General features: G+C 31.2%; 9 protein-coding genes and 1 pseudogene. 4 read left to right on the plus strand and 6 right to left on the minus strand.

Going from position 1 to position 14,539, the window contains the following annotated elements; all coding sequences use genetic code 11:
* Nucleotides 1–589: 589 nt before the first annotated feature.
* Together CN514_RS00235 and CN514_RS26970 are read right to left on the minus strand one after the other, a co-directional pair.
* The gene (locus CN514_RS00235) at nt 590–1,513 is read right to left on the minus strand and encodes an FtsK/SpoIIIE domain-containing protein (RefSeq protein WP_176525732.1); all 924 of its coding nucleotides are present in this window, start codon (nt 1,511–1,513) and stop codon (nt 590–592) included.
* A gap of 211 nt (nt 1,514–1,724) precedes the next feature.
* Nucleotides 1,725–1,877 (minus strand): annotated as a pseudogene (locus CN514_RS26970) (alpha/beta-type small acid-soluble spore protein); the annotation flags it as partial.
* Nucleotides 1,878–3,412: 1,535 nt separating this feature from the next.
* Here CN514_RS26970 and CN514_RS00240 point away from each other — a divergent pair.
* The 4 genes from CN514_RS00240 to CN514_RS00255 all read left to right on the plus strand — a co-directional run bounded on the left by CN514_RS00240 (nt 3,413) and on the right by CN514_RS00255 (nt 6,496).
* A complete protein-coding gene (locus CN514_RS00240) occupies nt 3,413–4,207 on the plus strand; it encodes a ParA family protein (RefSeq protein ID WP_286141491.1) in 795 nt (264 codons plus the stop codon).
* A complete protein-coding gene (locus CN514_RS00245) occupies nt 4,179–4,643 on the plus strand; it encodes a ribbon-helix-helix domain-containing protein (RefSeq protein ID WP_098230811.1) in 465 nt (154 codons plus the stop codon). Before CN514_RS00240 ends, CN514_RS00245 begins: the two co-directional genes overlap by 29 nt.
* 311 nt (nt 4,644–4,954) lie before the next feature.
* Nucleotides 4,955–6,097: a ParM/StbA family protein gene (locus CN514_RS00250; protein ID WP_098230813.1), complete on the plus strand. Its 1,143-nt coding sequence runs from the start codon at nt 4,955–4,957 to the stop codon at nt 6,095–6,097.
* Between the two features lie 3 nt (nt 6,098–6,100).
* Nucleotides 6,101–6,496 carry a hypothetical protein gene (locus tag CN514_RS00255; protein WP_098230815.1) on the plus strand — a complete coding sequence of 132 codons (396 nt, stop codon included), beginning with the start codon at nt 6,101–6,103 and terminating at the stop codon, nt 6,494–6,496.
* A 583-nt stretch (nt 6,497–7,079) separates the two neighbouring features.
* On the opposite strand, the gene xerS is transcribed toward CN514_RS00255, so the two are convergent.
* From xerS to CN514_RS00275, 4 genes are all read right to left on the minus strand, one after another.
* Complete coding sequence (gene xerS / locus CN514_RS00260) at nt 7,080–8,225, minus strand: tyrosine recombinase XerS (RefSeq protein WP_098230816.1); 1,146 nt, start codon at nt 8,223–8,225, stop codon at nt 7,080–7,082.
* Between the two features lie 82 nt (nt 8,226–8,307).
* Nucleotides 8,308–8,730: a type VII toxin-antitoxin system HepT family RNase toxin gene (gene hepT / locus CN514_RS00265; RefSeq protein ID WP_098230818.1), complete on the minus strand. Its 423-nt coding sequence runs from the start codon at nt 8,728–8,730 to the stop codon at nt 8,308–8,310.
* A complete protein-coding gene (mntA, locus tag CN514_RS00270; protein ID WP_098230819.1) occupies nt 8,723–9,127 on the minus strand; it encodes a type VII toxin-antitoxin system MntA family adenylyltransferase antitoxin in 405 nt (134 codons plus the stop codon). The genes hepT and mntA overlap by 8 nt, the downstream gene beginning before the upstream one ends.
* Before the next feature lie 726 nt (nt 9,128–9,853).
* Nucleotides 9,854–13,954 (minus strand): S8 family serine peptidase, encoded by a 4,101-nt coding sequence (locus CN514_RS00275; RefSeq protein ID WP_098230820.1) that lies wholly within the window; start codon nt 13,952–13,954, stop codon nt 9,854–9,856.
* Nucleotides 13,955–14,539 lie beyond the last annotated feature (585 nt).

Here is a 14,539-nt window from a genome sequence, read left to right on the forward strand (position 1 = left end):
AGCTAACAAATTTGTTAGCTTTTAAACTTTATTTTTAATTTTTTTCACTTGCATTGCAACAAATAGGATAAATACTTGATTACAAAAGGATATCTTAATCCTTTTTTAAACTATTAATATAGTTAAAAGCTTATGCTACAAGGCCATTTTTTACCAACAAATTTAATTATATTTCCATGGAATTGATAACTAATTTTTTCACGTTCTTATTCAACTAAACTGCCATTTAGTTTAAGTGAAATCTTTCACAAATAATCTTAAATCAGTATTCTACTCTTAACGTTTCCCCCACGTCAAGCCCTTTATATAAAACTTTCTTTAACCAGCCTTGTGATTAGCATTATCTTATATGGGTATGAACTACCCTTATGCTTGATATAGATAACAACCAGTTATGGTGTTGAGTGATAAATGTTCTTACACTTCTTCTTCAAGAGTAGTATGATATTGGCAGTATAATCTTAAATAAAAGTAAGGATTTAATGATTCTCTTCCTAATTAAGAAAAAATTTTTCCCATATTTTTAATGATAAAATTGATCTAAAAATAAAATGAGCTGATTCTATTATCAGCTCATTACATTCTTATGTTAAATTATTTTATATCTTCTTTCTTTACCAGAGGGAGCTTCTAACTTCCCTTCGCTCACTAATTCTCTCATGATTTGAACTAATTCTCCCATATCACCACCAACTTCTTTTAAGATTGAACGTAACCTAGTATCACTTGTACTACTGATAAAATTCCAAACTAGTTCCTTCTTTGTGGGTGGCACATTGGGTATTGGCAATGGGTAGTTTTGTTTTTGTTGCATGCTTTTTGAAGTGATAAGTTGCTCAATTATTGCATCTACTTCACTTTCTGTTGGAGCGACAAGACAGCTTTGTATACGCATAAAGTTTTCCTTACCTTCTAATTGAGCAACACTATCACCCTTTCCCATAAGTACGAATGGTGGCTTTCCATCCAGCACGGTTTTGTAATCATGCATAGTAGTAAGTCTAAATACAACTCGACTTGGGAGATTTGCTTTGACTAAACCTGATACCACATCAACTGATGGTCTTTGAGTGCATATGCACAAAAAAATCCCCGCAGCTCGGCTCTTTTGTGCTAATAAACAGACGTATTTTTCAATTGATTTATCATATAGAAAAAGGTCTGCATATTCATCTATTATGACAACGATGTTCTTTATAATATGCCCTTTCTTACGATAATGACTAATATTGCGAACTTTTTCTTTTTTAAATAATTCGTATCGTTTTTCCATTTCAAGTACTAACGAATTTAATAAATTAATTGCTTTAGCTGATTTTGTTATTACTTTTTCGACAAGTGGTAAATCTTCAAATGGTGTAAATTCAACTTGTTTCGGATCAATTAAATAGAGTAACAGTTCATCAGAACTCTTTGTTAAATGAAAGAAAATTAGTAATGTAGTTAAAAATACACTTTTACCACTGCCAGTCGAACCAGCTACGTGGAGAAAATGAATTCTGTAGCAAAACAAGGAGTTTCTAAAGAACTGGCAAAAGCATTTGCGGAATTTAAAAACAAAAAAAGTGGAATAAAAATAATATCTAAGAAAATTAATAAAGCTAGTAAATAGGGAATCCTACTTACTAGCTTTATTTTTATTTAAATATGTATTTTTGTAATTCTTTAATATTTTGTATCTTTCATTACTTTATGTAATCCCTTAGAGACTAGTTTAAAAAGATTCATTTGTAAATAATTACAGTATGTGAAATTTCTCTTATTCCTAAGTTTGAAGATATATATAATCCACCTAAACTTTGTTCAGCCATTTGAACTAAGCATTTTGTAATTTCTCCACAACCATAAACATTTGCACGAGCAGGTGATTCTGGGCCCTAATGAACTTCAAATTAAGTTGCTATTTCATTTTTCTGTTAATCAATTGCTGATAATTTAGTTCAACTGTTGACTTTTCCATTTACAAACTATCAAACTTTTATTTTTTTCTGGAATGAGTGGAAAAATGAACATAAAAAAGAGACTCTTCTTTTTTGAGCCCTTTATACCTTCGATTTAAAAAATTATCTAGAATACCCACCTAAACTTTGTTCAGCCATTTGAACTAAACGTTTTTTGAATTAGTATTCTAAAGAAATACGATAAAACGCTTCTCAAGAATCTGTTCCTATCACTGTATATCAGTAGCTTCCTCCATTATAGAACCCTTTTGATTTAAGAGCTTTATTTCCTTGGAAAAGCAATCTGTTTTAATAGTCATTTCTATTTCTCTAACGAACGATAAGCCGTTTACGAGAAATTCCCCATATTAGGCAATATCTTTAATGGGTGTTCCATTGGCAGAAAATTAAAATCCAAATTAGTGGAATATTATTAAGTTGATATCAAGTATAAAAACTAGATCATTTTTATTTTTATCAATATCGTCTTAATATATATATAACTTACCAAAGATATTATCTTCGAATTTATGTATTTCGTTATCCTATTTAAAACACTCACGTCATATATTTTATCATATATAATGACATATATTATTTTAACAATATACACATATATCATATTTTCAAATTCGTTAGCAAATTATATATATACATATAACTTGCTAACGATATTACATTCGCAATACTTAACTTTCTTGTTATCTTATTTAAAAACAAAGACATCATATTTATTATCATATATAATGACATATATCACTATAACAAAATATACATATATTATATTTTTATATCCGTTAATATTGTTATGTTATATAAATACATATAAATTGATATCAATATTATATTCAAAATATTTATTAACATTTATATATTACGATATATGTTATCATATACAATATCATATTATTAAATTCAATCTCGTTATCAATTTTAAGGTATACGTATACCTTAAAATTGGTATTAAATTCGTCGTATTTATATAAACCATCTCATTTATTTTATATGTAATATTATTTTTAGGAAATCCACATCAGGCGTATTTTCAAATTCGATCTAGAAAGATCAATATTGTCATATTCATTAAAATATATGACATATTTTGAGATTAAAATGTTCTTATGTCATACTGTCGATTTAAAAAGATCATTATTAATTTACTATACATATTACTCAACATTAGTATTCTAGTTAAAATATATATCAACACAATTTTTAGAAAGTTCAATTCTCAGAAAGGAATTTGTCTCTAAAACTAGAAATCTACTAATTGAACTTTGTAAATCAATTAGATTTTCAATAATAACAACAACCATAACATACGTGTTACTATATATAATGACATATGTTATAATGATAAATCATATACAGTCTAGGTTTTGATTAAAATCTTATATGAACTTAGTAGAAAGATAATCAATGTTCCATTCATTTTTTTAGTCTTATTATTTTTTTTGAAAGAGGTGTTAACCTTGACAGCTAAAATTGTCACATTTGGTATCAGTAAAGGTGGTTGCTCTAAATCGACTAGTAGTGGCATTACATCCTATTTATTAAGTAAAGAGGAGAAAGTGCTGGCTATTGACATGGATGGTCAAGGGAACTTAACTAGTTTCTTAACCGGAGAGTATGACATCTGCAGCGTGTTTGAGGAGAAGAGCATTTTAGAAGCGATCTTAAACGAAGATGCACGTTCTTACATAATTAAAATTAAAGAGAATCTAGACTTAATCCCCTCGAATGATTTTCTAGCAACTTTACCTAGAAGAATGTATGAAAAGGGTTTAAAGTTAGACGCACTACAAAAAGCACTAGAACCTGTAATGGAAGATTATGACTGGATCATTATTGATACGCCGCCAGCGTTATCCGAACAAACTGTTTTGCCGTTAAGTACATTCTCCGAAGCTGGTAGCTACGCAGTTGTCATGTTTGATGGCTCCATGTTTGCTTATTACGCGATTCCAAAGTTTTTGGAGATCATTGAAGGAGCAAAGGAAAGATACAATCCAACCTTAGAAACATCTGGCATTTTGTTCTCTTTGATCGATGCAAGGGCGAAAGAAAATGATGTGATGGAAGAAGCTATTGAAGAAGATTATCCTGGTCTAAAATTCCATTCTATTATTCGAAGAAAAGCCGCTACTAGACGTTTAGCCATTACAGGTTTTGAGGAAAATGCAGAATTAAAAGCAGCATTAGAATACTATATCCCCTTTGTGAAGGAGTTGAAGGAACGTGTCCACAAAAATCAACCTCAAAGATAAAATAAAAAAACCGAATGCTACTCAAACCTTCTTTAATTCATATGATACTGACACGGTTGATGATAAGATTGACGAAAAAGTCGATATCAAAGAAGGGTTAGAAAACAAAAACATAATTGATAACAACAATGAAAACATTGATATAAACAATAAAAACAACGACAATGACATAAAAAATGAAACATATGTCAATAATGACAATGATGTTGTTGTTAATGTTAAAATTGAAGATGAAGAAGATGACTATCTTCGTAATCTCGCTTCAGGAAAAAAGACTTTGAAGAAAAAAGAGAAGAAAGTTTTTACTTCATTTTATATGGATCCCGACTTGGCCACTGAAGTGGATAAGATTGCCGCTAGAGGACAAAAAGGAGACAAATCAAAACTTATTAACCAGGCTTTACGAAAATTATTAGAAGACTATGGCGTATTGTAATCTATTAATTAAAAAAATGAAAAACTAAGAACTATACAATCATTCTATTTATTAATCCTACACAATTCAACGATCTGGGTTTATGAATGAACTCAATAAGCAAGAAAGCTGGTCATAACAGATCAGCTTTTTTATTTTTGCTCAGAAAGCCACTTAGTAAAACATAGAATTTCCTTTCCTAGTTGACTAATAAAAATTGAGTAGTATCAAAAAAGTATTACTTAAGTATTACTAGACAATTGAATAAGTGTTACAAAAGTGTTATTATTTGAACATAAGGTAAATAAATCCAAATTAGGAGATGATTGTCAATGAAGTTTAAGATAGCTTCGCTGGATGCTGGAAATGATAGTTTAAAAGGTTTTATCGGAGGACTTTCTGAGGAAAATCGTATTTACATACCAAATGTGATTAAAAGAATGGATTCACGTTCAATGTTGTCAGATGAAAATGATCCAATTGAAGAACTACACGTTCATGTCACCTCTAGGGCTTTAAAAGAATCTGCAATTTATGCGGTTGGTAATTTAGCAGCAAAAGAAGTAAATAACGATGTCATATCTTCTCGTGTTAAAAAAGGAGATTCTGAACAAACTATCATTCTACTTCTTACCGCTCTTGCATTAGATGCAGCAAAAAATTCAGATAAAGATGTAATAAACGTTAAATACTTATTGAGTACAGGGTTACCATTAGATGAGGTTAAGGATGATGAAAATGCACGGATTAACTTTAAGAAAAAACTAACAGAAAGTATGCATGAAGTGAAATTCGAACAAACTCCTGGAGGATTAAAAGGAAAAACAGTTCGTATCGAGTTTGAGGATGTTATTGTCAGTATCGAGGGTTATGCAGCGATGATCAATCTAACGATGGATGATCATTTTAATAAAAAAAATCAAGAACTCATGTCTAAAAATCTATTAATCACAGACATTGGTGGAAATACTAGAGATAAGGCGATTATCCGAAATGGAAAAATTGATAATGAAAGCTCTGAAGGTGATATTGCTGGAATCGGTAAATACCTTGATTTAATCAATAAAGATTTAGACCGTGAATACAGAAAAACCATTTTTAAATCAAGACGTCAGCTTGTAGAAAACATTGTACGTGAGAATGATCCATTTATTATTAAGCCTGATGGGAAACCTGTATCAATTAAAACGACTGTCAATAAGTATCTAAAGACTTTCGCTCAATTGCAATACAATGATATCGTTAGCACATGGGATAATGTTGGCGATTTAGATGAAGTTTACATAGTAGGTGGTTCTGCAGCAATCATTCGCGAACAATTAGAAATTTTAAATAAAGAAGGAAAAGGGTATGAACTACATTTTTTAGAAGCAGATGAGAGTGTTTGGAGCATTGCAAAAGCATATTTCAAAATCTTATATATCGTTTCTAAAAATAAAGGGATTGAACTGTCGTTACAAAAAGTAGGTGTTTAATGCGTGTCCAGTAAAAAACTATTAGAACCTGGAAAAACATTTTCCGTTAAGCTCCCTGTAGAGATAAGTGATGAAACATTAAAGTTTTTAAATGGATTAGAGAAACGTAATTCAAAAATATTAAGTCTTCTTGATGCAGCAGCAAAAAAAGCAAATGAAGAATTAAATAGTGATGAGTTACATGTACGTTTAGACTATAAACTTACAACAGAAGACAGGAAGTTATTAGATGATCCGGTTATCCAAAAATCAATATCTGCATTCATTGCAATGTTGATCGGAAGTAAAAATACCATCCAAACACAAAGACTCTATCCAACTAATCATAATGAACATACAAATGAAAAGGATACGAATGAAGATTTTTCTGATTTTGCAGGTATGCTTGATTTTGAGTAAACATTAATTAAGAATAAAGAAAATAGTTAAAAATTAGACCTTATTCAAAGATTACTTGCTTTTCTTTTCATTAATAGAAAAATAGCCGATTCCTATTTTCTTTATTATAGGAATCGGTTTTTTTATTATTGATAAGCCTAATGTAAACTAGGTTTATATATAAATACAACATTATTAACATATAAGTTAAAGTATATGTCAACAATGACTTTATTGTTGTTATTGGCACTGACATTAAAAATGATAATTATCTTCGAATTTCTTCTTGGAAAAAGACTTCAAAGATAAAAGTGAAATAGGTTTTTACCTCATTCTAAATAGACCCGGACTTGTAAGTCATATTTTCCACAATGACTAAAATCTTGTTACCATTTCTTGATGTCTTGCACTTGCTTGGAATGCAACCTCTGAAGCGTACATATTACTCTACCAAGCATAGATTCTCTCATAATAATAAGCTGATTATAAGTTCAAAATCATTTCATTAACATTAAAGATACTAGTAGTATGCTCATAAAAAAAAAACAAACCACCATTTATAAAAATTGGTGGTTGCTAGCATGAAAAATATTCCTTAAAAATTTTAATCTTCAAGCTTATCCATGTTTTCCAGATTCTTATGTTGTTTATCCTTTCCAACATGAGTATAACTAGAGGTAATTTCACTTGATGTATGCCCTAATTGGGTTTGGAGTCCAATTAAGTCTTTATTAGCAGTCCAATGCTTTGTAGCAAACGTATGACGTAATTTATGTGGAGTTAATCGTTTATTTGCATTAAATGCTTTCGAATATTTTTCAACTAAATCTTGAATCGATCTGGTAGAAAGGGGAGAGTAACTTCCTTTATATCTAGTGAAAAATACATGCTTTTCATCTGCAGCACAACCATAATTTTCAGTTCTAGTATGTAAGTATTCTTTTAATTCGTCCATTGATCTTGGATTTACAGTAACATATACTTTTCCTGATTGACCCTTACGATAAACCCCTAACAGGTTTTCCTCAAAATTTATATCTTCTAATTGTAAAAATGTTAATTCAGATAAGCGTAAACCGCTGCCTAAGAAGAGTGATAGGATAGCCAAATCTCTATATTTATCTCTTAAGAAAAATCTTAATTGAATAGTCGAGAGGGACTTTTCATATTCAGCCGCAACAAAATCTAAAAAACGTAAATCTTCGTTCCCTTTATATATCTTTTGTTCAAAAGAATCTGCACGTTTTACAGGGTCAGTACTTACCTTAGTTGTTTCAATTTTTGCAAATACATTGCGATAAAAAAAAGGTTCTTTTGTTATTGGATCTTCGGACTTTTGAGTAAGATAATTAAACAAACTCTTCAAAGCACTTATTCTTCGATTAACTGTTCGCGGCTCATATTTCCCTTCTAAATAACCCTGAAACTCTTCAGCTTCTTGTAATGGTAAATCTGCAAGAATAGAGAAAGGTATATCAGCTGGTGAATTAATTTGAACATTTAACTTTTCAAACTGCTCTAAAACCCAAGAGTTATCTAATAAGAAATTAAAAAACAGTTTATAATCATTTGAATAATTAAATAAAGTAGTAGCTGATCGTTTACGATTTCTTTGAAAATATTTAAACACATAGGGTGGAAGAGAAGGGAGCAACACTTTTAATTGCTGAAGGTGTCTTGCTTGTTGTAGATTCTTAGTTTTAACTTCAAATTTTTCAATTTCCTTTAATGTAATAGGTGTATGACTCATAAAATCAGTCCTTCTTCATTACGTTTTTCGACAAAGTTCGCATATAATCCAATTTATACGCGAATTAATTAACAGAATTAGATTATTGGTTAGAATCATTAGATTGTAATAATATGTGTTTCGTAAATTTAGTGAAGTCTCCAAGATGGTTCTCAATGATTTTTTCTACAATTTCTAGGTTAACACTTTGATAATCATGCACTGCGATATTTCGAAATCCGACCATTGCTTTTAATTTATTTGAAAGATCTTGTGAGATTAGGGTGTTAGCTACTAAAATATCAAACGCATCACGACTAGATTGAGGAATTCCTAATTTATTTATCGCTACTAAGTGCATCGCTAAATCTATACAAGCTTCACAGGCTCTTTGAATATTTAAAATAATTGAATCTTGCTTCGTATAATCCTTAAGGTTTAATGGATTATTGTCATAAACTTCATTAATTCTGTTTATACAGCGTTCTATTGTTGATATTTTATTTAAAATAACTTGATTATTCATAAATAGAACCTCTTTTCTTGATATTGTTTAAGATTTCAATTCGTTCTTCATTCAATTTTGCATACATTTTTAGGGTTTGCATTTCAAATTTTTCTCTTCGATTATCATCTGAACAGTAAACTATTTTACCGTTATGAACAATTTCAGCCTGAAATACGGTTGAAGCATCGTTTAAATCAATTAAATCTACGTTTAAATTCAATATATTTGCTAATTCTTGAGACAATAAAAATCGTTCATAATTACTTATTTTGGTATCACTTAAGTATGCTAGATCCAGGTCACTATCTAGTCGCATTCGATTTTCAGCTGCTGAACCAAACAAAATTATTACATAGGGATTAATTTTTTTTATTAACACCTTTATTATTTCTTGTAGTTTTTCTTGAGGAATCATACAGATTTACCTCCTAAAATATGTAAATTATATAAATCATTATACCACATTTCAAATACTTTAAACTACTTCGCGTTTAATTGGAATTATATGCGAAGTTGTTTATTATTATCAATATTCATTATATAACGATTGGGATAGTTGCTGTAGTACTCCCCTCTCTTTTAACCGTAAAACTTCAATAGAATTTATTATTTAATACTCTACAAAAATCTGCTTTTCAAAAAATATAAAAAGAATTGAAAAACGAGCAGATCAAAGACTAGAATTTGAACGAATAAATACTTTAAATCAAGAAAAACCAACATTTTTACTTCTTTGTAAGCGAGTATATGTTGAATAGCCGGCAGTTGTAAAAGAAACTTAGGTAGCAACAGTTGCGGCTCCATTAAGTACAGCAGCTGACTATGCACCTACTTCATTTAGATAAGAAGGCTTATTTATGCTTGCTACAAAGTACTTTCATAAGCATCAATATATCCTTCAAACTTGTCGAGGGTTCTACTATTATTTCCAGAGCTTACTTTTCCAGTAATTTTTACATAGTTATGTGATCCCGAACCTAACGCTTGAACTATTTTCTAACTTTAAATAAATAGAGATATCTGAATTATTACAACATTACTTATTCAACTAAAATACTATAAGTTGAATGAAAAAAGGTAGCATGGTCGCCCACACTACCTTTTGAGTCGCTTTCTTTTAAAATTCTTAATAAATGTTAGATTACAAACCTAGTTCACTCTTTACAATCTCGAGCGTTTTCGTTTTATACTTACTTTTTGGTTTTGGTGCATTTTGTACTGAAGGATTTTGCATTAAATAGTTCTTTTCGACGAATGCAAAATCTTTTGCATCTACTTTACCATCAATATTAATGTCTGCATTTCGTTTGTTTGTTCCCCAATATGTCTGAATATACAGGGCGTCCATGACATCGATTACATCGTCTCCATTAACGTCTCCTCCAAGTAATTTAGGAAGATCAATCTTTTTATATTGACCCATCAATTCTCCGGAATCACTTAGCATGCCAATTTTGAAATCATAAAAACTTCTAAAGTGTCCCGGAACTTTTACAGTCATTCGGAGAGGTTTGTCAGTAAGTGCTAAATGTAAAGCTTCAATTTTTCCATACTTAGTAAAGATTTGATTATACGTATTCCCATTAGCATCTTGGACTGAAACATCTGCTCCCACTAAACTGTAATCTCTTCTACTATCAAACTGTCCACTACTTGTTAATAAACCTTCAGCAAATAAAACAGATTTCATTTTTGAATAAGTCGGAACAAAATCAACAAATGGTGAATTTGTGAGAAGAAAATTGCTCTTACCTGATCGGTCTACATATGAACCGGATGTAAAAACAAGAGAACTATCAGGCCTTATTTCAAAATTATAATCTTTTACTCTATACGTAACCTCAGCTAATGGAATATCTCCATTTAAAGTTTGTGTATTACTATCAGCAGCTTCGAGTGTTACGCTATTTGCTGAAGTTTTTGTGAATTTCATTTCTCCTAGTTTACTAGAGTCTGGGTGTATTTCAATGTTTTCAATAGTTAAGTAGTCTGAAGCAACACTTAAGTTTACAGTTCCCTTTTTAAAATTGATAGCGTTTTTTAATACGATTTTCGCTTTAACTATTTCATCAGGTTTCGCATGATCTTTATCTACGATTGCAACCATGTATGGTGTACCTTTTTTCACAATTTTAATTGTCTTAGGTGTGACACTACCGTTACCTGCAGGATCGACTACAATTAATTTAACAACTTTTATTCCAGTACCAACCGGGACATCGTATTTAAATGTACCATCTTTATTTACAGGTATTTCAATCGGTACTTCTCCTTGTGATGTATCGTAAACCTTGTTAGCAGACTGGTCAATATTCATACCCTCCGCTTTATAATCCTCAATATCCTGGTCAAATACTGATCCAGTTATTGTAACTGACTTTTGCCCTTCCTCATATTCAATCATATCCCCTACTGGTCCATCAATCGTATAGTTAGGCTTTCTATTATCAATTACTAAATCACGAGTTTCTGTGAACTGCTTACCCGTGTCAGATGTTGCAAGCATTTTAATTTTATAGAAGCCTCCATCCGCTACAACACGGGTTGGACTTATACCAGAAGGAGATGAGCTATCGAATGGGAAATACGTACCAGTAAAAAGACTCATATTAACTAGAGCACCTTCATTTATGCTAAATCCATTTACTGTTCCAAGATAACCTATTTCCTGGTTTGTTTTTCCATCTTCCAAAATGAAATCAATATTTCTAACGTTTGATTTCATTTGAACTTGAACATTTAATCCTTTAATTGTGTTCGGGCTTGAATAAGAATCTCGATCTCGATCTACTGACAAGCCTTGTGATGACGTTTCAAATACTCCTATCCCTTCCTCAACAGCATGTACAGCAAAAGGAATTTTATATGTTTCTTTAGGATCATTCTGATTTGTATAAACGATATACCCTTCATAATTACCTTTTTCTGCTATTTTCGGTATAAAGATAGAAGCCTTTGTATTTTTTTGAGAATTTGCAGCTAGTTTAATAGTTGGCTCAATTGTAACATTTACGCCATTTTTCTCAGCATCTTTAGCTCCTCTTAGCCCTGTTTGAAATTTAACTGCTACATCAAATGTTTTTGGTTCATCACCTGAATTTTTAACTACAATTTTACGTTCTTCATTAACATCTGCACTTAGATTGACTGAACCAAAACTAAGTGCACCTGTTTCATCTTTAATCGTTTTTTCTTTTCCATTTTTTATCATTGGCGTTTGATTTTGAACTTTAATTTCAATTGAAGAATGCACCGCTTTATAGGGGTCAACTCTACCTGATCCAGCCTCATATACGCTATATTCCTTACTTAAAGGATCAGCTGTATTCATAAGAATTGTCTTGACATCGCTTGGTTGTATGTTTGGTTTTACTTGAAGTAAAAGTGCAGCCACCCCTGCAACATTAGGTGTTGCCATCGACGTACCTGATAGACGTTCATATGCATATTTATAATCGTATGGCGTATTTTTATTAATGATATAAGCTGGCACAGTTGAGAATACCCCAACACCTGGTGCTGTTACTTCTGGCTTAATGTCGTATGTAATACGAGCTGGTCCACGTGAACTGAAATCTGCTAATTCATCTGCTTTTGTTTGAATTTCATTTAGTTCATTAAATGTAAAAGTACTTGCTGTATTGACTTTTGATTTCAAAGCTAGACCTTGCGCATTTGTTAATGTGAATGTTGGAATATAATCTAAACCTTCACCTAAATAGGAAGGTATTAGCCCTTCATCTGGATTATTATTGAAAAGTAGAGCAGCTGTTGCACCATTTTGTTTAGCAAACTTTACTTTGTCGCTCAAAGCTATATTATTCCCACGACTTATTAATACAATTTTCCCTTTTACGTCTTTATTTTTATAATCAGCCGATGCGCCATAACCAACATCTATAATTGAATATGTTTGACCATTTAATTGCTCCGGATGATCAGTATATCCTTTAGCCATTTCTTGTAAGTCGGCAGAATTTGTTTCAGTACCTGATTGAAGTGTACCCTTATATGTATATACATTATTTGGTTCATTACTTGCACCAACAGTCAGTGCAAGAGCTGCCGCACCAGGAGAGCCTAAAGTGTACATATCATTTCCACTGTTACCAGCAGCAATTACTGCTGTAACTCCGCTAAGGACAGCTTGATTGATTGCGATACTTGTAGAATATAAAGGATTATTAATTCCTGCACCTAAGGATAGATTAATAACGTCCATTCCATCTGCTACAGCTTTATCGATCCCTGCCAAAACGTTATCTTCTGTGCCTCCACCATAAGGTCCTAATACACGATAAGCATATAAATCTACATCAGGAGCGATACCTTCCATTTTGATGTCACCGTCATTTTTCCCTTGTCCTGCGATAATTCCTGCTACATGCGTTCCATGTTCAGTATAATATGGTGCACCTGTTGCCCAGAAAAATTCTGCCCATCCAGATTTTTTCCAATCTTCATATGTTGCTTCCATCGGATCGTTATCATTATTAACAAAATCATATCCACCTTTATATACATCCTTTAAATCTGGATGATTATAGTCAATACCGGTGTCAATAACTCCAACTTTAATCCCTTTTCCAGTAATACCTTCTTGGTGAAGTTTATCTACCCCTAAAAATGAAAGAGCTGATTGATTACTTGATCCTCCAGTTTGCATTTCTTCTTGCGTATTAGCGACTTCTGCATGTACTTCTTCATTACTCCAAACTGCTTTAACAGCTTTCGATTTTAATAGATTTTTTATTTGATTCGCTGGTAAACTCATTGAAACACCATTAAATGCATATTTAAATGAACGTTTAACTTTATAATTTACATTTTTACTATTGTCATTTGTTAATACTTGTCCTAAGTCATTCACAAAAGTTGAATGATCTTGATTAACTAGATTGGACGCTTCGTTCATTGTTAATGACTGGCCTTTTAAGCTTGATTCAACACGTGCTATTTTTGCTGGTTTATTCTTAAATTCAAAAATTACACTCGTTTGGGTAGTAGAATCTAAATCGATATCAGGATTTACTTGAAGTCCCGTTTCATTACTCGTTGAAAGCTGATGAAGTGCTGCCCTCTCGGCTGGTGATAAATTCGCTAGCATTTCATCTACTTTCGAATAAGTTGCAGCTTTTGATGAGATTGTTACATGACCTAAAGAGCCAAGAATAAAGCTGGACGATACCGCTAACACTGAAAAGCTTTTGACAATCTTGCTTCTAGAAATATTTTTCCCCATTTTCTACCTCCCATTTTGAATAAAAAAATCACTTTTATTATTAAATATTCTAAAAATTCAGTTAACATAGGTATCCATGTCCTATTAAATCAACCGTTTTAAATAATTTTTGACGAAGTTTCCCCTTCATTTTACATTCTCCTCCTAGTATCCTTTAACGCAAGTAAAATCTAATGACGACTGCTTATATGAATCTATTAAATATAATTTTTAATGTTCATACTCAATCCTTCACAAAAAGTTACTTTACAAAACCTATTATCAAGAATATTCAGAATTTTTTCAATTGGGTTATAAAATTCTTGTATTTAGAGAGTATTTAGAGGAATAATCCAAATTCTCAACGATGTTCGACATAATTTTCGGAGAAAGTTTATAAACTTTGTATAATATAATCTTTTATACAAGGAATGACTTTGTTAAATAGTTCTAATGATTATGCTCCATTTCCCAAAAACAGTTTATAGTTTATCTGAATTATGACCTGAGCAGTTTAATTAAAAAAAGCTGTCAGCCTTACAAGGCTTACAGCTTTTTTTGTTTGAATATTTCATCTTTACAAGTTACCAAGAAAGGAATCTACTT

Origin of the sequence: Bacillus sp. AFS001701, from assembly GCF_002559405.1 — a bacterium.
Lineage (GTDB): Bacteria > Bacillota > Bacilli > Bacillales > Bacillaceae_G > Gottfriedia.

Excerpts from the sequence above, each read along its gene's own strand:
- CN514_RS00250 (WP_098230813.1), top strand. The coding sequence starts at position 4,955 with ATGAAGTTTAAGATAGCTTCGCTGGATGCTGGAAATGATAGTTTAAAA.
- xerS (WP_098230816.1), bottom strand. The coding sequence starts at position 8,225 with ATGAGTCATACACCTATTACATTAAAGGAAATTGAAAAATTTGAAGTT.
- hepT (WP_098230818.1), bottom strand. The coding sequence starts at position 8,730 with ATGAATAATCAAGTTATTTTAAATAAAATATCAACAATAGAACGCTGT.
- mntA (WP_098230819.1), bottom strand. The coding sequence starts at position 9,127 with ATGATTCCTCAAGAAAAACTACAAGAAATAATAAAGGTGTTAATAAAA.
- CN514_RS00275 (WP_098230820.1), bottom strand. The coding sequence starts at position 13,954 with ATGGGGAAAAATATTTCTAGAAGCAAGATTGTCAAAAGCTTTTCAGTG.